The sequence below is a fragment of the Phycicoccus jejuensis genome (genome assembly GCF_044797865.1).
In the GTDB taxonomy this organism is placed as follows: domain Bacteria; phylum Actinomycetota; class Actinomycetes; order Actinomycetales; family Dermatophilaceae; genus Phycicoccus; species Phycicoccus jejuensis.
The window spans coordinates 1,312,191-1,331,437 of the sequence record NZ_CP085209.1 but is presented as its reverse complement, the minus strand read 5'-3'; the positions used below and the strand labels follow the sequence as shown (position 1 = coordinate 1,331,437).

Here is a 19,247-nt window from a genome sequence, read left to right as displayed (position 1 = left end):
GGGTGGGCCGGTGTGAGATGCGCCCGGTTACCCCGAGGTAGACCGGGCCCCGCGGCGGCCTCAGGTGCGCCGGGCGGCGACCGCGGCGTCGTAGAGGACCTTCTTCGACAGCCCCGTGGCGGAGGCGACCTCGGCGCACGCGTCCTTGAGCCGCTCACCGGCGGCGGCGCGGGCGACGACCTCGGCCACGGCGTCCTCGAGGCTCGCCGACGGTCCGCTCGCCCCCGCGACGACGACCGTGATCTCCCCGCGCGCGTGCTCCTCCGCCCACCCCGCGAGCTCGGCCAGCCCGCCGCGGCGGACCTCCTCGTAGGTCTTGGTCAGCTCGCGGCAGACGGCCGCGGGCCGCTCGCCGCCGAACGCCTCGGCCATCGCCGCCAGGGCGCGGGTGAGGCGGTGCGGCGCCTCGAAGAAGACCATCGTGCGCGGTTCGGCGGCGAGCGCGGCGAGGGCGCGGGCGCGCTCGCCCTCCTTGCGGGGCAGGAACCCCTCGAAGCAGAAGCGGTCGACCGGCAGCCCCGACACCGCGAGCGCCGTGAGGACGGCCGAGGGTCCCGGGACGGCCGTGACGCGGACGCCGGCCTCGACGGCGGCGGCCACGAGCCGGTAGCCGGGGTCGGAGACGGACGGCATCCCCGCGTCGGTGACGACGAGGACGCGTGCGCCGGCGACCAGCTCGGGGACGAGGTCGGCCGCCCTGCCCGACTCGTTGTGCTCGTGGAAGGAGAGGACCCGGCCGGCCGGGGTGACGTCGAGCTCGGCGCACAGCCGACGCAGCCGGCGGGTGTCCTCGGCGGCGACGACGTCGGCGGTGGCCAGCTCCTCGCGCAGGCGCGGGGCCGCGTCGCGGGGGTCGCCGATCGGGGTGGCCGCGAGGACGAGGACGCCGGCGCTCATCCCGCGAGTCTCCCACGCTGCCGGGAACCCGCAGGCCACCCACCTACGATGTGCCGGTGACCCGGACCGAGGAGCTGCGCCACCGCCTGCTCGGGTACCGGCCCACCGACGTCCTCTGGGGCTGGCTCGGCCCGGGGCTCATCGCCCTCGTCGGCGGCCTGCTGCGGTTCTGGCGGCTCGACCGGCCCCAGGCCCTCGTCTTCGACGAGACGTACTACGTCAAGCAGGGCTGGTCGATGGTCCGCTACGGCGTCGAGATGCACACGCTGCGCTCGCTGCAGAAGCCGGACGTGCCCTTCGCGCAGGGCAACCCGGACGTGTTCTCGTCCACCGAGGGCGACTACGTCGTCCACCCACCGGTCGGCAAGTGGGTCATCGGGGCCGGCGAGTGGCTGCTCGGCGCCGACAACGGCTGGGGCTGGCGGTTCTCGGTCGCGCTGCTCGGGACGCTGTCGATCCTCGTCGTGGGGCGGGTCGCGCGGCGGATGTTCGGGTCGACCGCGCTCGGGTGCGTCGCCGCGTTCCTCCTCGCGTTCGAGGGCCTGCACTTCGTGATGTCGCGCACCGGCATCCTCGACATCGTCGTCATGTTCTTCGCCCTCTGCGCGTTCGGGGCGCTGCTCGTCGACCGCGACCGCAGCCGCGAGGTGCTCGCGACGAAGGTCGGGGCGCTGGCCCGCGGCGAGTGGCCGCGCGGTGGCGGCCCGTGGCTCGGCTGGCGGCCGTGGCGCTGGGTTGCCGGGGTGTCGCTCGGGCTGTGCACCGGCACGAAGATCTCGGGGCTGTTCTTCATCGCCGCGTTCGGCCTCATGACGGTCTGGTGGGACATGGGCGCGCGCCGGACCGCGGGGGTGCGGCACTGGGCCCGGGGCGCGCTGCTCGTCGACGCGCCGTTCGCGGTGGTCCAGACGGTCGTGACGGCGGCGGCGGTCTACCTCGTCTCGTGGACCGGCTGGTTCGCCACGAGTGTCGGCTACAACCGGCAGTGGGCGGAGGCGAACCCCGGGCAGGGCGTCCAGTGGCTCCCGCCGGCGCTGCGCAGCCTCGTCGACTACCACCGCCAGCAGTTCGACTTCAACACCACGCTGAGCAGCCCCCACCCGTACCAGTCGAACCCGTGGTCGTGGATGGTCCAGACGCGACCGACGTCCTTCTACTACGAGAGCCCGACCCGCGGTGTCGACGGCTGCACGGTCGACCAGTGCTCGCAGGCCATCAACCCGATCGGGACGATCTCGGTGTGGTGGCTCGGCATCCTCGCGCTGCTCGTCGTCCTCTGGTGGTGGCTCGTGCGCCGCGACTGGCGGGCCGGGGCCATCGCCGCGGGGATGGCCGGGGGCTACCTGCCCTGGTTCCTCTTCCAGGACCGGACGATCTTCACCTTCTACGCGGTCGCCTTCGAGCCCTACGTCGTGCTCGCCGTCACCTTCCTCCTCGGGCTGTGGGTGGGTCGGCGCGCCCACGACCCCGTGCGCTGGAGGACGCGGGTGCTCGTCGTCGGCGGCTACCTCCTGCTGACCCTCGCGCTCTTCGCGTTCTTCCACCCGGTGTACGTCGCCGACACCATCCCGTACGAGCACTGGCACTGGCGGATGTGGTTCCCCAGCTGGATCTGAGCGCCGGCGCCGGCGTCGACGGGGCTGTCAGGGGCCCGGCGTAGGTTGCCGCCATGTTCCTCCTCGGCGACGACCAGCGGCTCGTGCTCAGCGCGAGCGACCTGCGCACGGCGTCGCAGTGCGAGTTCGCCCTCGTCGTGGGGCTCGACGTCGTCCGCGGGCTGCGCGAGGCGGTCGAGGACCCCGACGACGCGATGCTGCGCCGCGTCTCCCAGCTCGGCGACCAGCACGAGAACGCCGAGCTGCGGCGGCTGCACGACCTGCACCGCGGGCGGGTGCGGCAGCTGCCGTCGCCGGCGTACACGCCGGCCGGGCTGGCCGCCGCGATGGACGCAACGCTCGAGGCGCTGGCCTCCGACGCCGCCGTGCTGTCGCAGGCCACGCTGTTCGACGGCTCGTTCGTCGGGCGCGCCGACTTCCTCGAGCGCAGCGACGCGGGATGGGTCGTCAGCGACACCAAGCTGGCCCGCCACGAGAACGTCCCCGCACTGCTGCAGGTCGCGGCCTACGCGGCGCTGCTCGAGGGGGCCGGCGTCCCGGTCGCACCGGTCGCCCGGCTGGTGCTCGGCGACGGCGAGGTGCGCGACGTGCCGCTCGGCGACGTGCTGTCGGTCTACCGGGTCCGGCGGGCTCGCCTCGAGCAGCTGCTCACCGACCACCTCGCCGGCGACGGCCCGGCACGGTGGGGCGACGAGCGCTGGCTGGCGTGCGGGCGGTGCGCCACGTGCACCCCCGAGGTCGAGGCCTCACGCGACCTGCTGCTCGTCGCGGGGATGCGGGGTCCGACCCGGGCCCGCCTGCACGAGGCCGGCGTCCACACGGTGGAGGAGCTCGCGACGCGGACCGAGCCGGTGCCCGACGTCCGGCCGGCGCAGCTCGAGCGGCTCGTCGCCCAGGCGCGGCTGCAGCTGCGCCAGGACGCCGACCCCGAGGGCGCCGTGTCGTACGAGCTCGTCGACACCGAGGCGCTGCGCCGGATGCCTCCGCCCGATCCCGGTGACGTGTTCTTCGACTTCGAGGGCGACCCGCTGTGGCACGAGCGCGGCTCGGGCGACTGGGGGCTGGAGTACCTCTTCGGGATGGTCGAGGTCGACACCGGCGAGCAGGAGTTCCGGCCCTTCTGGGCGCACGACCGGGCCGGCGAGAAGCAGGCGCTCATCGACTTCGTGCAGCACGTGACGCAGCGCCGGCGCCGCTTCCCCGGCCTGCACGTCTACCACTACGCCCCGTACGAGACCTCGGCGCTGCTGCGGCTCGCCGCCCGGCACGGGGTCTGCGAGGACGAGGTCGACCAGCTCCTGCGCGACGGCGTGTTCGTCGACCTCTACGCCGTCGTCCGGGCCGCGCTGCGCGTCTCGCAGCGCTCGTACTCGATCAAGAAGCTCGAGCCGCTCTACATGGGTGAGCGCGAGGAGGACGTCCAGGGCGGCGCCGAGAGCATCGTGGCGTACCACGAGTACGAGCAGGCACTCGTCGACGGACGCCTCGACGAGGCCGCGCAGCGCCTGCGGTCCATCGCCGACTACAACGAGAAGGACTGCGAGTCCACCTACTTGCTGCGCGAGTGGCTGCTGGCCCGCCGGCGCGAGGTGTGGGGTGACGCCCCGACCCCGCCCCCGGAGCAGGTCGAGGAGGCGCCGGTGAGCGACCGGCGGCGGGCCGCCCTCGAGCTGGAGGCCGCGGTGCGGGCGCACGTCGACGGCGTCGTGGCCGCGGACCGGTCCGCCGAGCAGCAGGGGGTCGCGCTCGTCGGCTCCGCCGTGCTCTTCCACGCCCGGGAGGACAAGCCGAAGTGGCAGGAGCACTTCGAGCGCCTGCGGCTGCCCATCAGCGAGTGGCGTTCCGCCGAGGGCGTGTTCGTCGTCGACGACGTCGAGGTCGTCGACGACTGGCACCGTCCGCCGCGCGCCCGCAAGGCCCGGCGTCGGCTGCGGCTGCACGGCGAACCGACGCGCAACCTCCCGCTGCCGGTCGGCGCCAAGGTCGCGGCCGTGTACGCGACCCCGACCCCCGAGGGTGTCACCGCCGGGGTCCACGACGCGCACGGCGCGAGCGGCTCCGGCCTGACCGTCTGCGCCGCCGAGGACTCGCTCACCGCATCCGGGTGGGTGCGCCAGGTGCTCGAGGTCGAGGAGACCCAGCCGGGGCCGTCGCCGCACGAGGTCGGCCCCGTGGCCCTCGTCCCCAGCGACCACGTGATGACGGCGAGCATCGACGACGCGCTCGCCGAGGTCGCCGAGCGGGTGCGTCCCGACGGTCGCCTCCCCACCTCGGCCGGCGCCGACCTCCTGCTGCGCCGCCCGCCGCGGCTGCGCGGCGGCGCCCCCCTGCCCGTCGCCGACGGGCCCGGCGGCTACGTCGACGCCATCACCACCGCGCTGCGGCAGATGGACGACTCCTGCCTCGCGGTCCAGGGGCCACCCGGGACCGGCAAGACCTACGTCGGGTCGCACGTCATCGCCCGGCTCGTCGCGCAGGGCTGGGCCGTCGGGGTCACCGCCCAGAGCCACGCCGCCATCGAGAACGTGCTGACGACACTCGTCGCGTCCGCAGGGGTGCCGGCCGACCAGGTCGGCAAGGCGGGTGCCCGGTCGGCCGACCCGCCGTGGACCGCCCTGGAGAAGGCCGACGACCTCGCCCGCTTCGCGGCCGAGCACCGCGCCGCCGGGCGCGGGTACGTCGTCGGCGGCACGGCCTGGGACCTCACCAACACCAAGCGCGTCGGTCGCGGCGAGCTCGACCTCCTCGTCATCGACGAGGCCGGGCAGTTCTCCCTGGCGAAGGCGCTCGCCGTGTCGGTGGCGGCGCAGCGCCTGCTGCTCCTCGGCGACCCGCAGCAGCTGCCCGGTGTCACGACGGGCGTCCACGCCGAGCCCGTCGACACCGCCGCCCTCGTCTGGCTCGCCGGCGGGGCCTCGGTCCTGCCCGCCGAGCTCGGGTACTTCCTCGCGACGACCTGGCGGATGCATCCCGCGCTCACCGCGCGCGTCTCCGACCTCGCCTACGAGGGGCGGCTCGTCTCGAACGCCGAGGTGACGGCCGGTCGGGTCCTCGAGGGGGTCGAGCCCGGCCTGCACGTGCGCCTCGTCGAGCACCGCGACAACTCGACGCACTCGCCCGAGGAGGCCGACGCCGTCGTCGACCTCGTCCGCGACCTCCTCGGCCGGGAGTGGACCGACCCCGGGGCCCGCGACGCCGACGGCACCTCCGTCGGGGCCCGGCCGCTGGGCCAGCGCGACGTCGTCGTCATCACGCCCTACAACGCGCAGGTCACCCTGCTGCGCCGGGTCCTCGACGACGCCGGCCTGCCCGACGTCGCCGTCGGCACGGTCGACCGCTTCCAGGGGCAGGAGGCCGCCGTCGCCATCCTGTCGATGGCCGCGTCGTCGCACTCCGACGTCTCCCGCGGGATGGGGTTCCTCCTCGACCGGCACCGGCTCAACGTCGCGGTCTCGCGCGGGCAGCACTCGGCCTTCGTCGTCCGCTCCCGCGTGCTCACGGACTTCTCGCCGCGCAGCGCCGACGAGCTCGTCGCGCTCGGAGCCTTCCTCCGCCTGTGCGAGGCCGCGGTCACGACCCGGACCGTGGGGGCGCCGCAGCCGGTCGCCTGAGCACGTCCGAGGCCGACCTCCTACTCGCCGGTGCGCCCGTCGATGCACTCGCGCAGCAGGTCGGCGTGGCCGTTGTGCCGGGCGTACTCCTCGACGAGGTGGACGAGCACGTCGCGCACCGCCAGCTCCTCGTCGCGCCGGGTGACCGTCGAGCCGAGGTCCTCCGGGGCGAGGGTGTCGAGCCACGCGTCGGCGGCCTCGATCTCGTGGTGCCAGGCGGCGAACGAGTCCTCGACCATGGCGGGGTCGCCCGTCGCGCTCGTTAGCTCGAAGTCCGGGTCGTCGTCGTCCGCGTAGAGCGGGTCGGGCACCTCGAGCTGCTGCAGCACGTGCCGGAACCAGTACTGCTCGACGACGGCCAGGTGCCGGACGAGTCCGAGCAGGCTGAGGCTGCTCGGCGGGACCGACCGGCGCGCGAGCCGCTCGGCGTCGAGCCCCTCGCACTTGAGCCGGAGGGTGAGGCGGTGGAAGGTCAGGTAGTGACGCAGCACGGCCAGCTCCTCGACCGGCGTGCCGACGGGGCGGGGGTCGGACGCGGGGTCGCTCCACATGTCGCTCATGCCACCCACCCAACCCGGGCGGGCGACGAGCGGCAACCACATTCCCCGGGAACGACGAAGGACCCGGCGGACAGGCGTGCCGGGTCCTTCGTCATCGGTGGAGCTGAGGGGACCCCGCGCCGCTCCCGAATCCCCACTCCACACGAGAGAAGGGCCGGCTGGCGCCGGCCCTTCTCTCGAGTGGAGCTGAGGGGATTCGAACCCCTGGCCTTCTCATTGCGAAGGCGATTCGTGCCGTAGTGGGCCTTTCGCGATAGGTGCTTCCCCGTTGCAGGAGTTGCCCGAGAGCGGGCCGGCGCCGAACGCGGGGGGCATCGGGGGGGCACGGATTCGGCAGGGAGTGGCACCGACCCGTAGCGGAGTACAGGAGCTCGGCGGAGTGACCGGGTCAAGGGTGGCCGTAGGTCATCGCGGAGCGACGGCGCAGCCGCCCTTGATGCGGTCTGGAGTCGGGCGGATGCTCTGCGTCGGGTCGGCGCCACGGAGGTGAGGACGTCCATGCGAGGTCAGCCGGCTTGCTCGATGGTGTGCGCGGCGAGGGGGTGGGGTGCGACGGGGGTGCGCCGAGGGCGCGAAGCGCCCGGAGCGCGGGGGTCCCTGTCGCGGGGCCCCGCCGCCGAGCGGCGCCGCGGCGCGGAGCGCCGCCTTGAGCCAGTACAGAAAGTCCTCCCGGGCCGAGACTTTGGCGACTCGACCCGCGATCCGGGAGAGTCTCGAACCCCGGTCGATGCACCCGCGCAAGCGGATTGAGCGGACGTTTGGCCCAACACCCCACGCCCGCGCCGAGCCGCGACGGAGCCTTGCCGCCCCGTGCGCGTGACGCCCCTCGCGGTGCGACCGCGAACAGGACATCGCGCCCAGACTCGAGTCCTGGCAGTGCGCTGGTCGGATCCCATACGGTTTGAACGGCCCGTTCGTATGGCAATCTGACGGAGACGGATGAGGGGGTCGTGGCCGTGGTGTTCCCGGGCCTGCTGGGGCAGGAGCCCTTCCGGCGGTTCTTCGTGGGCCAGACGGCGTCTTTGGTCGGCGACCAGGTCGCGGCGATCGCCATCCCCCTAACCGCGTTGTACGTGCTGGATGCGACGCCGGCTCAGGTGGGTTGGCTCACCGCAGTCGCGCTCGTGCCCAACGTGCTGTTCGCGTTAGTTGCTGGCGGGTTGGTGGATCGGTCCGGCAGTAGGCGTCGGGTCATGCTGGGTGCCGACGTGGCGCGCGCGGTCGCGGTCCTCAGCCTTCCCCTCGCGTACTTCGCTGATGGGCTCTCGCTGCCGCACCTTTTTGTCGTTGCGTTCGTCGTCGGCACGTGCGACGTCGTGTTCTTCGTGGCCTACAACGCCTTCGTCGTGGCCCTGGTGAGGCCAGCCGAGTTCATCCCCGCGATGGGGCTGCTCAACGTCAGCCGGGCTGGCGCGGAGATCGGTGGACTGTCGTTGGGCGGAGTCGTCGTCAGCGCACTGACGGCGCCGGTCGCTCTGGCAATCAACGGCCTCAGCTTTGTGGTCAGCGCGATGCAGCTGGCGCGCGTCCGCGTCCATGAAGCTCCGCCTGCTCCGAGACGGAGCTCAGCACTCCACCTGGGCGACGGATTGGCGTGGATCTGGCGGCATCCTGTCGTCAGGACCATGCTCCTGACGTCCGGCGCGATGAACCTGTTCGCGTTCGTCGCCAACGCGATGCTCGTGGTCTACGCCAGCCAGACGCTTCGCATGAGCGCGAGCCTCATCGGCTTTTCCTTCGCGGTCGGCGCCGTGGGCGGCCTCATCGGAGCGACCACCTTTGCCCGGGTGCAGCAGCTCCTCGGGCTCGGCCGCGCGATTGTCCTCGCATCGATCGCGTTCCCCGCCGCCGGATTCCTCTACCCGCTCGCCACCGGCACCGGGCTTGAGGGCGCGGCGTGGGTCGCCGCCGGCGAGGCACTGTCCGCGGTGTTCGTCATCTGGCTCGACATCGGTCTCGGCGCCGTGTTTGCCCAAGAGGTCCCCGACGAGCTGCGCTCCCGAGTGGCAGGTGCTTACCGCACGGTCAACTATGGCGTCCGGCCAGTCGGCGCCGCCCTGGGCGGGCTGCTCGCCGACGGGCTCGGCCTGCGCCACGCCCTCTGGGTGAGCGCCATCGGAATCTTGGTCAGCGGCCTGTTCCGGGTGCGACCCCGGCTCCTGGCTGTGCAGGCCCCCGAAGCGCGACCCGACTAACTTCGATCCAATTGGACTCACATAGCAACAGATGGGTGCGGGGCTCCGAACGACCGCGCCATCACTCGGATGGCGCGGAAACTGGCGCTCATCCGGATGTGCGAACTTCCAACGCGGCCCTTCCTTCCCTGCGAAGGACCCGATTCCGGGCAGGTGAGATCGGCTTCTCCTTGAACGAAGGCTCGGCCGAGGGTCACATTGGCTGGAGCACGCAGGTGCACACGCACTCGATGGCATCGCCCGGGGATCGGCTCCCCCGGCCTGGCCAGTGGCCAGTGGATCAACGCCGCACATGGTTTCTATCGCTCCTGCTGCTTCGTCTCCTGAGCGACCCCCAGGAGCCTAGAGACGTATCGGCGAACTGGCCGCCCTGGACCGGGTGTGCCGGGTGACGGGGTCGCACTAGTCACCCGGCACACCCTCGGGAAGGGGTGGCCACCCGTGACACACCCTGCGAACTCGCGTATGCGTTCGGAATTCGGTGGCTTCGGTCAGGACGCGCCGCTGGAGCTCGCCGCGGGCTTGGATCTGTCCGGGCTCGTGGATCGCTTCCGGGACGGCACCAACGAGGCCCTGCTCGACACGATGACCGCGGTGCACAACTGCGCCCGCCCGGTCCGGCTCGCCGGGTCCTCCACGACCATCGACGCCCGCACCGGCGAAGTGCTCTCGACGTTCCGCTCGGCGGACGCGCCGTTGGGGGTGCTGTACCGGCCGTGCGGGAACCGCCGCGCCCACGTCTGCCCGGCATGCTCGCGCACCTACGCCCGCGACACCTTCGCACTCATCAGTGCCGGAGTCGCCGGGGGCAAGACCGTCCCCGAGCAGGTCGCGGACAACCCGCTGCTGTTCGCGACGTTCACCGCCCCTTCGTTCGGGCTCGTGCACGGGCACCGCGGCGGAAAGCCGTGTCGCCCGCGACGTCGGGACGACCGGACCCGCTGCCTCCACGGACGACCGCAATGGTGCACCGCGATCCACGAGCCGGGCGACGCGCGTTCGGGTGCCCCCTTGTGCCCGGACTGCTACGACACCGCGTCGGCGGTCCTCTGGCAGTGGCACGCCCCCGAGCTGTGGCGGCGCACGACCATCGCCCTCCGCCGAGCCGTCGCCGCCGATCTGGGGGTGACGGAGTCGGGCCTGGGTGAGCAGGCGTCGATCCAGTACGCCAAGGTCGCGGAGTACCAAGACCGCGGCTTGGTGCACTTCCACGCCCTGATCCGCCTCGACGGGCCCGCCGCCGCCGGGATTGGTGCACCTGCGCCTGCCGCTCTCGACGGGCCGACGCTCGCCGCGCTGGTGCGCGACACCGCTCCGGACGTGACGGTCCTGGCCGAACCGGTCGACGACCAGGACAGCCCGCGCGTCCTGGCCTGGGGCGCGCAGCTCGACGTGCGCGTGGTCACCGCAGGGCACCGCGTCGACGACCCGACCGCAGCCCTGACGCCCGGTCAGGTGGCCGGCTACCTCGCGAAGTACGCCACCAAGGACGTCTCCGGCCTGCACGGCGAGGGCCAGCAGCGCCCACACATCGCCGCCTTCCGTGCCGCCTGCGCCGCCCTGGCCGCCCGCGCCGCCCGCCACCACCCCGAGGGCCACGACTACCAGCGGATGCGCCGCTGGGTGCACATGCTCGGCTTCCGAGGCCACTTCGGCACCAAGTCCCGTCGCTACTCCGTCACCCTCGGAGCCCTGCGCCGAGCGCGCGTGCGCTGGCAGCGGGTCACGGCCGAGTCACGCCGGACCGGGGAACCCATCGACACCCGCGACCTCGAGCGCCGCCTCCTGGCTGACGACGAGGAGACCACCGTCGTGATCGGTTCGTGGACCTACCTCGGCACCGGCTGGCGCGACGCCGCCGAGGAAGCGCTCGCCCTCGCCGCCGCCGCCCGCGCCCGTGAGTACGACCAGTGGCGGTCGCAGAGTCGCCGGTAATCCAGCATCGTGATGGGCGTGGGAGAGAGGAACGTGGCATGGAGCAGAAGAGTCAGGTGGCCGGGCCCGGCCCGGAGGTGCTGCAACGTCTGCTGACGTCGGCGGAAGTGGCGCGGGCGCTGCGGGTATCGCCGTCGACGCTCTGCCGCTGGCGGCAGACGGGCCACGGCCCGCGAGTGGTGTGGTTGTCGCCGTCCTGTCCGCGATATCGACGCCAGGACGTCGAGGCGTGGGTGTCGAGGGTCGCGGCGTGAGCATCCAGCGGCTTCCGAACGGTCGGTTCCGGGCGAAGCTGAAGAGCGGGCGCGTCGACGTGGCGAGTCGGGTGTTCGACACGCAACGTGAGGCCAGGGCGTGGTTGTCGCGCGAACGCGCTGCACTCGACGGCGGGGTCGACCCTCGCGCGGGCCGGGAGCGGGTCCGATCCCTGATGGAACGCTGGTTGGTGGTGCGCCGGACGACTGTCGCCGGCAAGACCTACCGAGCGGACCTCGACCTCCTGCGGTTGAGCCCGACGAGCCTGCTGGCTGTGCACGCCTCTGCGGTGTCTGGCCGCGAGGTGGCTCGGGCGTTCGAGCAGCTGCTGGCCGCCGGGATGGCGGAGAGCTCGGTGGTCCGCTACCGGGCGAGCCTGTCGTCGTTCTTCGCCTGGTGCGTCCGCGAGAAGGTCATCCTGACCAACCCCGTTCTCGGTGTCCGGGTTCCGAGGCAGTCTCGGGAGGTCGACGAGATGGACCCGTTCACCGAGGCCGAGGTCGAGGTGGTGCACGCGCAGTGGGCCGAACGGTCGCCGCACCTGGCGGACGTCCTGCTCGTGTTGTGCTGGACCGGCCTGCGGTGGGCGGAGGCTCGGGCGATGCGTATCGAGGACGTCATGCAGGTGCCGACTCCTGGCCTGCTCGTGCGCCGATCCCAGCCGGAGGGTCAGACTGTCAAGGCCACGAAGGGCAGGAGGACGCGTCGGGTGCCGCTGGCCGACCGGGTCCTGCCCATCGTCCTTCGGTTGAGCGAGGGCAAGGACCCGCGCGAGCTGCTGTTCACCTCGGCCGGCGGCGGCCGCCTGCACCGCACCTCGGTCCTGCGCTCCGTGCAGTGGTCGACGACCGGTCACGGCCGGAGGATCCACGACCTGCGGCACACGGCGGCGTGCCTCTGGCTGGCCCGCGGGGTCGACCCGGGAACGGTCCAGGCGTGGATGGGCCACGAGTCGATCGCGACGACGAACCGGTACCTGCACTTCCTCGGGACGGGGGCCGATCTGGCGGGGCTGGACCGCCTGAATGCGACACCGGGGGGCGCCGGGGGGACACGAAAGGGCATCGGCGGTGAATGACAACGAGAGAACCCCGCCCGGGCCGGCGCGTCTGCGCTGGTCGGACGGGGTTCCCATCGGGTGGAGCTGAGGGGATTCGAACCCCTGGCCTTCTCATTGCGAACGAGACGCGCTACCAACTGCGCCACAGCCCCGAGTGCGGAGAAACGATAACACCGTCGGACCCGTCGCCCGAAACCGGCCCGCCCCCGTGGCGACGGCCGGCGGCGAGGGCGGCGTCGGGGCTGGTCGTCGAGGGTGGCGCGGCGGGTTCGAGCCCTCCACGACCCCCTAGAGTCGACGCATGAGACTCCCCCGGCCCGGCCGCCCCACCACCAGCGGTGGGCCCAGCGACCTGCCGAGGAGCCTGCCCGTGACGGGTGTCGAGCCCCTCACCGCCCACGACCCCCGGGGACGCGCCGAGTGGGGCGTCCCGCTGGGGGTGCGCACGGCCAGCGAGTGGGCCTGGCGCGGCATCGTCATCGGCGCGGCGCTCGGGGTCGTCCTCTGGCTGACCACGGTGCTGTCCGAGGTCGTCATCCCGATCGTCGTCTCGCTGCTGCTCAGCGCCCTGCTGCACCCGGTGCACAACGTCCTCGCGCGGGCCCTGCCCCGCGGCCTCGCGGCGTTCGTCACGGTCATCGGCACGATGGGTGTCGTCTTCGGGCTCATCTCGTTCGTCGGCTCGCAGCTGACCAGCCAGCTCGGAGACATCACGACCAAGGTCACCGACGGCATCGAGCAGGTGCGCAGCTGGGTGCAGACGACCTTCGGCATCACCGACACGCAGCTGACCGACTACATCGCCAGGGCCCGTGAGTCGATGAGCTCCGCCGGCATCGGCGACACCGCAGCGGCCGCGGGCCTCACCGTGGGCCACCTCCTGACGGGGTTCTTCCTCGCCCTGTTCACCCTCTTCTTCTTCCTCTACGACGGCGCCGGCATCTGGGGCTGGGTCGTGCGGCTCTCGCCCCGTGGCGCCCGCGAGCGCGTCCACTCCTCGGGGATCATCGCGTGGGGCCAGCTGGCCGCCTTCACGCGCGCGACGATCTTCGTCGCCGCGGCCGACGCCATCGGCATCGGCGTCGGTGCCGCGATCCTCGGCGTGCCGTTCGCCTCGGGCATCGCCCTGCTCGTCTTCTTCGGCGCGTTCATCCCGATCGTCGGGGCCGCGGTCTCCGGGGCGGTCGCGGTGCTGCTCGCCCTCGTCGCGCTCGGCCCGGTCAAGGCCCTCATCATGCTCGCCATCGTCATCGGCGTGCAGCAGATGGAGAGCCACCTGCTCCAGCCGCTACTCATCGGCCGGGCCATGAGCCTGCACCCGCTCGCCGTCATCCTCGCCATCGCCGCGGGGCTCATCCTCGCGGGCATCATCGGCGGCCTCATCGCCGTCCCGACCGTGGCCGTGCTCAACGCGGTCGGGCACCACCTCCTCGACAACCCCGAGTCACCGGCTCAGGACGTCGACCACGACGAGGACATGACCGCCCGCGCCGTGCTCGGCGACGAGGCGGCCGACCGCGCCGAGCGCAACGCCGCCGAGTCCGAGGCCCGACGCCTCGGCCGGGACGCGCCGCCGGAGTCCCAGCCCGACGAGGACTGACCCCCCCTCAGCACGAACGCGTGTGAACCCGCCGGTGTCTTCCGGCGGGTTCACACGCGTCCGGGAGTCGACCGGGTGCCGTCGTTCCTTCCCCGAAGGTGTGTGAAGACCGTCGGCATGCCGACGGTCTTCACACACGTCCGCGGACGGGGGCCCGGGCTGGACGCCCGGAGGGGGGCCTCAGGCGCCGGCGGCGCGGCGCTGCTGCAGGTCGTCCTCGCGGGCCGGTGCCTCGACCGGGGCGGCCTCGGGGGCCGTCGCGGCGGGGGCGACCGCGGGACGCTCGGCCTTGGCCTTCATCGTGTACGTGGGGCGCGGGACCGGCACGGGCTCCCAGGTGAGCGGGATGTCGTCCTCGTCGACGAGGTGCACGTACTCCAGCTGCGGCTGGGGCTCCGGCCCGGGGGCGACCTCGGCCACGGGCTCGTCCGCCGTGACGGGCTGCGGGTCGGCCTCCGCGGCGGGAGGGGCGACGACCGGCGCCTGTGTGCCGGCGTCCTGCTCCGTCGGAGCGACCTCGGCCGGAGCGGCCGGACGCGCGGCGGACGCCGTGGCGCGGGCGGCCGGGACGGCCGGGCGGCCCTGCGCGGCGGCCGGGCGGCGGCGGGCGCCGGCGGTGGTGGGGGCGGCGCTCGCGCGCCGGCGGGCCTCCTCGGCGTCGCGGCGGCGGCGGGCGGACCGGGCGGCCTGCTCGGCGCGCACGCCGGCGCGGACCCAGCCGAAGGCGGCGAGCAGCGCGATGCCGACGAGGGCCGGCACCCAGCCGGCGAGGAGCGAGAACGCGGCGAGGGGGCCCGTGACGAGGAGGACGGCGAAGGCGGCGAGCAGCGCGAGAGCGCGCACCCGGCGCGGGGCGCCCTGGTGCACGACGGGCGCGGTGCGCGGACGCGGCGCGGCGGGCACCGGTCGGGCAGAACCACCCTCGGCGGCCGCGGCCCGCTTGACGACGACCTCGGGCCGGGTCGGGCGCGCAGGGTGCACCGCGTAGGTGCGCGGCGCCGGGTCCGAGAGGTCGGTGCGAGGAATCGGCGCGCGACGCTCGAGGACGCGCATGGCGGCGCTGAACTGCTCGACCGAACGGGCGGTCGAGAGGTGGTCGCGCCGACGGATCCAGTACTGCACGAAGTAGGCAGCCCAGACCCCGAGGAGGACGAGGAAGATCAGGCTCGACGGGGACCGCACGGTCCGACGGTAGGTGCGCGCGGCCTCAGGATTCCGCACCCGGGTCGGTGTGTCGCGGAAGTGACTGCTGTGACGGCTGTTCCGTCGCCGTGATCCGGGCGAGCCGGGCCGTGAGGGGCTCGCCGCCGAGGTCCTCGACGGTGAGCGCGAAGGCGAGGTGGTCGCGCCACTCGCCGTCGATGTGGAGGTACCTGGGTCGCCGTCCCTCGGACCGGAACCCGAGCTTGCGGACGACCGCGAGACTCGCCGTGTTCTCGGGCCGGATGTTGATCTCGAGGCGGTGCAGCCCGACCCGGCGCAGGAGGTGGTCGCCGACGAGCGCGACGGCGGTGGGCACGACCATCTGGCCGGCGACCGCCCGGCTCACCCAGTAGCCGACCGTGCACGAGCGGAAGGACCCAAAGACGACCGTGCCGACGTTGACCTGGCCGACGAGCCGCCCCCCGGACTCGAGCGCGAGCGGCAGCGAGCGCCCGGCGGCGGCGTCGGCCTCGTAGGTGGAGACGAGCTCGTCGAACGTGCGCGCCGGCGCGTCGGGGTCCGGCGACGTCGCGTCCCACGGCTCGAGCCAGGCCGCGTTCGCCCGGCGGACGGACTGGAAGACCGGCCCGTCCTCGCGGACGAGCGGGCGCATCAGGACCTCCGTGCCGGTCGGCGTGGTGCCCGCGAGCCGCAGCGGCCACACCCACTCCGGTGGTGCCCCGGCCACCGGCGCGCCCCCCTCCGCGCGCCGCAGCCGGCGCAACATCAGTGGTCGCTCCCGCGGACCTGGTCGAGGGCGTGCGGGAGGACCTCGGCGAGCACGGCCAGGGCGTCGCGCACCCCGCCGCTCGAGCCCGGCAGGTTGACGACGAGCGTGCGCCCCGCGAGGCCGGCGACCCCCCGTGACAGCACCGCGGTCGGGACCCCCTGCGCCACACCGCGCGAGCGCAGCGCCTCGGCGAGCCCGGGCACCTCGCGGTCGAGCATCGGGCGGGTGGCCTCCGGCGTGCCGTCGGTCGGCGTCAGCCCTGTCCCGCCGGTGGTGAGGAGCAGGTCGGGGCCGTCGGCCAGCGCCGCGGCGAGCGCCTCGGCGACGGCCGGGCCGTCCGGGACGACCCGCGGCTCGGCGACCTGCATGCCCCACCCGCGCAGCGCCTCGACGATCAGGGCGCCGCCCCGGTCGGGGTAGACGCCCTGCGCCGCGCGCGTCGAGCACGTGACGACCGCCGCGCGGCGACCGGAGAGGTCGGGTCCGCCGCTCATCGGCCCTCCTCCCAGTCGCCCGAGCGCCCACCGGACTTGGCGGTGACCCGGACGTCGGTGATGCGCGCGTGCTTGTCGACGGCCTTGACCATGTCGACGAGGCCGAGCGCGGCGACGGTGACGGCGGTCAGCGCCTCCATCTCGATGCCGGTGCGGTCCGCCGTGCGCGCCTCCGCGCGGATCTCGACGCCGTCGTCGACGACGTCGAGGTCGACCTCGACGGCGTGGACGGCGACCGGGTGCGCCAGCGGCACGAGCTCCGGGGTGCGCTTGACCGCCTGGATGCCGGCGATCCGCGCGACCGCGAGGGCGTCGCCCTTGGGGACCGTGCCGTCGCGCAGCGCCGCGACGGCCGCAGCCGAGAGCAGCACCCGCCCGCGGGCCTCGGCGCGACGGGCCGTGACGGCCTTGGCCGAGACGTCGACCATGTGCGCCGTGCCGTCGGCCCGGACGTGGGTCAGCCCGCTCACCGGGCGCTGGGGGTCAGCCACAGCCCCGATGATGCCCCAGCAGCGGGAGGCAGCGGAGCGCCTGCCCCTCCTCGACCGTCGCGACGTCGGCGGGGACGACCGCCAGGGCGGTGGCACCGGCCAGCGCGCCGAGCACGTGCGAGCCCTGGCCGCCCGAGGGGACGACCACGCCGTCGCGCTCGACGACGCGCGTCATCTCCGTGCGGCCGGGGGCGGCCGACCAGGAGGCGCCGGCGACGGCCTCGAAGGATCCGTCGTCGTCGGGGTCGAGCCCGGCCAGGCGGCGCAGCGCGGGCAGGACGAACACATGGAAGGAGACGAAGGAGCTGACCGGGTTGCCCGGCAGGGTGACGACGGGCAGGCCGCTGGCGGTGACCCGGCCGCAGCCCTGCGGCATCCCCGGGCGCATCGCGACCTTGGTGAACTCGACCCCGCCGTCGGCGGTCAGCACCTCCTTGACGGTGTCGTAGACGCCCATCGAGACGCCGCCGGTCGTGATGACGAGGTCGGGGTCGCCGTCGGGCGCCGCGAGGAAGGCCCGGACGGCGTCGGCCTCGTCGCGCAGGTGGACACCGGCCGCCACCTCGGCGCCGGCCGCCTCGACGAGGGCGCGGAGCATCAGGTGGTTGGAGTCGACGATCTGCCCGTGCTCGAGGTGACCGCCGACGGGCACGAGCTCGTCGCCGGTCGAGACGACGGTGACGCGCGGACGGCGGCGCACGACGACCTCGGCGACGTTGGACGCCGCGGCGAGCGCGACGTGGCCGGGCCCGAGCCGCGTCCCGGCGGTCAGCACGACGGTGCCCGTGCGCACGTCCTCCCCGCGGTGGCGCAGGTGGCGGCCGACCTCGGGCTCCAGGCGCACCGAGACCCGGTGCGCGCCACCGTCGGTCATCTCGACGGCCACGACGGCGTCGGCGCCCTCGGGCAGCGGGGCGCCGGTCATGATGCGCAGCGCGTGCCCCGGGGCGAGGACGTGCCGTGCGGTGTCGCCGGCGGCGACGTCGCCGTCGACGGGCAGGACGACCGGGGTCTCCTCGCCGGCGCCGGCGAGGTCGGCGGCGCGGACGGCGTACCCGTCCATCGCCGAGTTGTCGAAGCCGGGGAGGTCGACGGCCGCGACGGCGTCCTCGGCGAGGACACGGCCGAGGGCGGACCCGACGGCGACGCGCTCGGCCGGCAGCGGCTCGACGAGCGAGAGGACGACCGCGCGGTGCTCGGCGACGGCGCGCATCAGGCCTCCGGTCCGAGGTGGGCGCCGTCCGGGACGTGCCGGTCCTCGCCGGACAGGTGCACGTCGCCCACGCACACGACGTCGGCCCCGAAGGTGATGTCGGCCTCGACCCGCAGGCTCGTGCACTCGCGCAGCGACGGTGCGCCGGACGGGAACCGGGCCTCGAAGTCGTCGACCAGCTTGTACGCGGGGCCGAGGTCGACGAACGGGTCGGGACGGTCGGTGGCCGCCTCGACCGTGCCGTCGGTGGCGAGCCGGTAGAGGTCGCTGCGGATGAGCAGCAGCTCGTTGGTCGTCTTGACCGGCCGGAAGCGGCTGCGGGGCACCGCGATCGCGCGCGCGCCGTCGAAGAGCTCGACGGCGGCGCCCATCGCCGACTCGACCTGGACGACCGGCGTGGACGAGGGGTCCGTGGGGTCGACGGTCTTGCGGTTGACGATGATCGGCAGGCCGAGGACACCGTCGTGCTCGTCGAGCCGCTCGGTGAGCACCTCGAGGTCGATCCAGAGGTTGTTCGTGTGGAACCAGCGGTGGCGCTCGAGGTCCTGGAAGTACTCGTCCTCCCCCGGGGCCACGGCGGCCGAGTCGCGCAGCACGAGACGGCCGTCGGTGTCGCGGACCACCAGCTGGCCGCCCTTGCGGTCGTTGACGGTGCGCGCGCTCATCTCCGCGACGTAGGGGATGCCCTCGGCCGCCATCCACGCCGGGACCGCGCCATCGCACGTGGCCCCGAGGTTGTCGGCGTTGGAGAGGAAGAGGTGACGGAAGCCGCGCCGCCGCAGCTCGGCGAGCAAGCCGGTCGTGCGCAGCGCGACGAAGACGTCGCCGTGGCCGGGCGGGCACCACTCGAGCTCGGGGTCGGCGGGGTGGTCGACCGGGAAGAGGTCGTCGGCGCGGAGCTTGGGCTCCTTGCTCTGGAGGAAGTCGAGCGGCAGCCCGTCGACCTCGAGCCCCGGGTGCCGCCGGAGGATCTCGAGCGAGGCGTCGCGGGTGCGGAAGGAGTTCATGAGGAGGAGCGGGACCTCGACGTCCTGCTCGCGCCGCAGCGCCAGGACCTGCTCGGCGATGACGTCGAGGAAGGTCCGCCCCTCGCGCACCTCGAGCGCCGACTTCGGGCCCTGGATGCCCATGCCCGTGCCGAGGCCGCCGTTGAGCTTGACGACGACGGTGCCGGCCAGCGCCTCGCGCACGGCCTCCGGCGTCAGGTCGAGGTCCTCGAGCGACGGCGGGTCCGGCAGCGGGTCGACGCTCGACTCGGGGATCGTCCCCGTCACGTCGTCGGCGAGCTGCTCGTGGTAGCGGGCGAAGACGCGGACGGCGAGCTCGTCGACCCCGGCCTTGCGCATCCTGGCCGTCGCGGCCCGGAGGGCTTCGCTGGTCATGGCGC

General features: G+C 73.8%; 15 protein-coding genes and 1 tRNA gene. 7 read left to right on the top strand and 9 right to left on the bottom strand.

What is annotated here, in order from left to right; translation table 11 throughout:
- Positions 1-60 precede the first annotated feature (60 nt).
- A complete protein-coding gene (rsmI, locus tag LG324_RS06320) occupies positions 61-897 on the bottom strand; it encodes a 16S rRNA (cytidine(1402)-2'-O)-methyltransferase (RefSeq protein ID WP_404352562.1) in 837 nt (278 codons plus the stop codon).
- Positions 898-953: 56 nt separating this feature from the next.
- Here rsmI and LG324_RS06315 point away from each other — a divergent pair, with 56 nt between their 5' ends.
- Positions 954-2,513, top strand: a complete 1,560-nt coding sequence (locus tag LG324_RS06315; RefSeq protein ID WP_404352561.1) for a dolichyl-phosphate-mannose--protein mannosyltransferase — start codon at positions 954-956, stop codon at positions 2,511-2,513.
- A 53-nt stretch (positions 2,514-2,566) separates the two neighbouring features.
- Entirely contained in the window at positions 2,567-6,124 is a 3,558-nt protein-coding gene (locus LG324_RS06310) for a TM0106 family RecB-like putative nuclease (protein WP_404352560.1), read from the top strand.
- Positions 6,125-6,144: 20 nt separating this feature from the next.
- On the opposite strand, the gene LG324_RS06305 is transcribed toward LG324_RS06310, so the two are convergent.
- Positions 6,145-6,684 (bottom strand): DinB family protein, encoded by a 540-nt coding sequence (locus tag LG324_RS06305; protein ID WP_404352559.1) that lies wholly within the window; start codon positions 6,682-6,684, stop codon positions 6,145-6,147.
- A 950-nt stretch (positions 6,685-7,634) separates the two neighbouring features.
- On the opposite strand from LG324_RS06305, the gene LG324_RS06300 reads away from it, so the two are divergent.
- From LG324_RS06300 to LG324_RS06285, 4 genes are all read left to right on the top strand, one after another.
- Positions 7,635-8,879 (top strand): MFS transporter, encoded by a 1,245-nt coding sequence (locus tag LG324_RS06300; RefSeq protein WP_404352557.1) that lies wholly within the window; start codon positions 7,635-7,637, stop codon positions 8,877-8,879.
- 465 nt (positions 8,880-9,344) lie between these two features.
- Positions 9,345-10,814: a replication initiator gene (locus LG324_RS06295; protein WP_404352555.1), complete on the top strand. Its 1,470-nt coding sequence runs from the start codon at positions 9,345-9,347 to the stop codon at positions 10,812-10,814.
- A gap of 38 nt (positions 10,815-10,852) precedes the next feature.
- Entirely contained in the window at positions 10,853-11,068 is a 216-nt protein-coding gene (locus LG324_RS06290; RefSeq protein WP_404352554.1) for a helix-turn-helix transcriptional regulator, read from the top strand.
- Complete coding sequence (locus LG324_RS06285) at positions 11,065-12,147, top strand: tyrosine-type recombinase/integrase (protein WP_404352553.1); 1,083 nt, start codon at positions 11,065-11,067, stop codon at positions 12,145-12,147. Before LG324_RS06290 ends, LG324_RS06285 begins: the two co-directional genes overlap by 4 nt.
- Positions 12,148-12,208: 61 nt before the next feature.
- On the opposite strand, the gene LG324_RS06280 is transcribed toward LG324_RS06285, so the two are convergent.
- A tRNA-Ala gene (locus tag LG324_RS06280) sits at positions 12,209-12,281 on the bottom strand.
- Between the two features lie 149 nt (positions 12,282-12,430).
- Between LG324_RS06280 and LG324_RS06275 the strand changes: the two genes are divergently transcribed.
- Positions 12,431-13,729 carry an AI-2E family transporter gene (locus LG324_RS06275; protein WP_404352552.1) on the top strand — a complete coding sequence of 433 codons (1,299 nt, stop codon included), beginning with the start codon at positions 12,431-12,433 and terminating at the stop codon, positions 13,727-13,729.
- Between the two features lie 180 nt (positions 13,730-13,909).
- Here the strand turns inward: LG324_RS06275 and LG324_RS06270 are convergent, their stop codons facing one another.
- The 6 genes from LG324_RS06270 to LG324_RS06245 are packed head-to-tail and all read right to left on the bottom strand — an operon-like array spanning position 13,910 to position 19,242.
- On the bottom strand, positions 13,910-14,911 hold the full coding sequence (locus LG324_RS06270; protein ID WP_404352550.1) for a hypothetical protein: 1,002 nt from the start codon (positions 14,909-14,911) through the stop codon (positions 13,910-13,912).
- 25 nt (positions 14,912-14,936) lie between these two features.
- Positions 14,937-15,620 carry a GNAT family N-acetyltransferase gene (locus LG324_RS06265; protein WP_030528695.1) on the bottom strand — a complete coding sequence of 228 codons (684 nt, stop codon included), beginning with the start codon at positions 15,618-15,620 and terminating at the stop codon, positions 14,937-14,939.
- A 38-nt stretch (positions 15,621-15,658) separates the two neighbouring features.
- A complete protein-coding gene (locus LG324_RS06260) occupies positions 15,659-16,156 on the bottom strand; it encodes a molybdenum cofactor biosynthesis protein B (RefSeq protein WP_404352548.1) in 498 nt (165 codons plus the stop codon).
- Positions 16,153-16,584, bottom strand: a complete 432-nt coding sequence (moaC, locus tag LG324_RS06255; RefSeq protein ID WP_245616152.1) for a cyclic pyranopterin monophosphate synthase MoaC — start codon at positions 16,582-16,584, stop codon at positions 16,153-16,155. The genes LG324_RS06260 and moaC overlap by 4 nt, the downstream gene beginning before the upstream one ends.
- Positions 16,585-16,639: 55 nt before the next feature.
- Positions 16,640-17,860: a gephyrin-like molybdotransferase Glp gene (glp, locus tag LG324_RS06250; protein WP_404352546.1), complete on the bottom strand. Its 1,221-nt coding sequence runs from the start codon at positions 17,858-17,860 to the stop codon at positions 16,640-16,642.
- Complete coding sequence (locus LG324_RS06245) at positions 17,860-19,242, bottom strand: UTP--glucose-1-phosphate uridylyltransferase (protein WP_404352544.1); 1,383 nt, start codon at positions 19,240-19,242, stop codon at positions 17,860-17,862. Before LG324_RS06245 ends, glp begins: the two co-directional genes overlap by 1 nt.
- Positions 19,243-19,247: the final 5 nt, after the last annotated feature.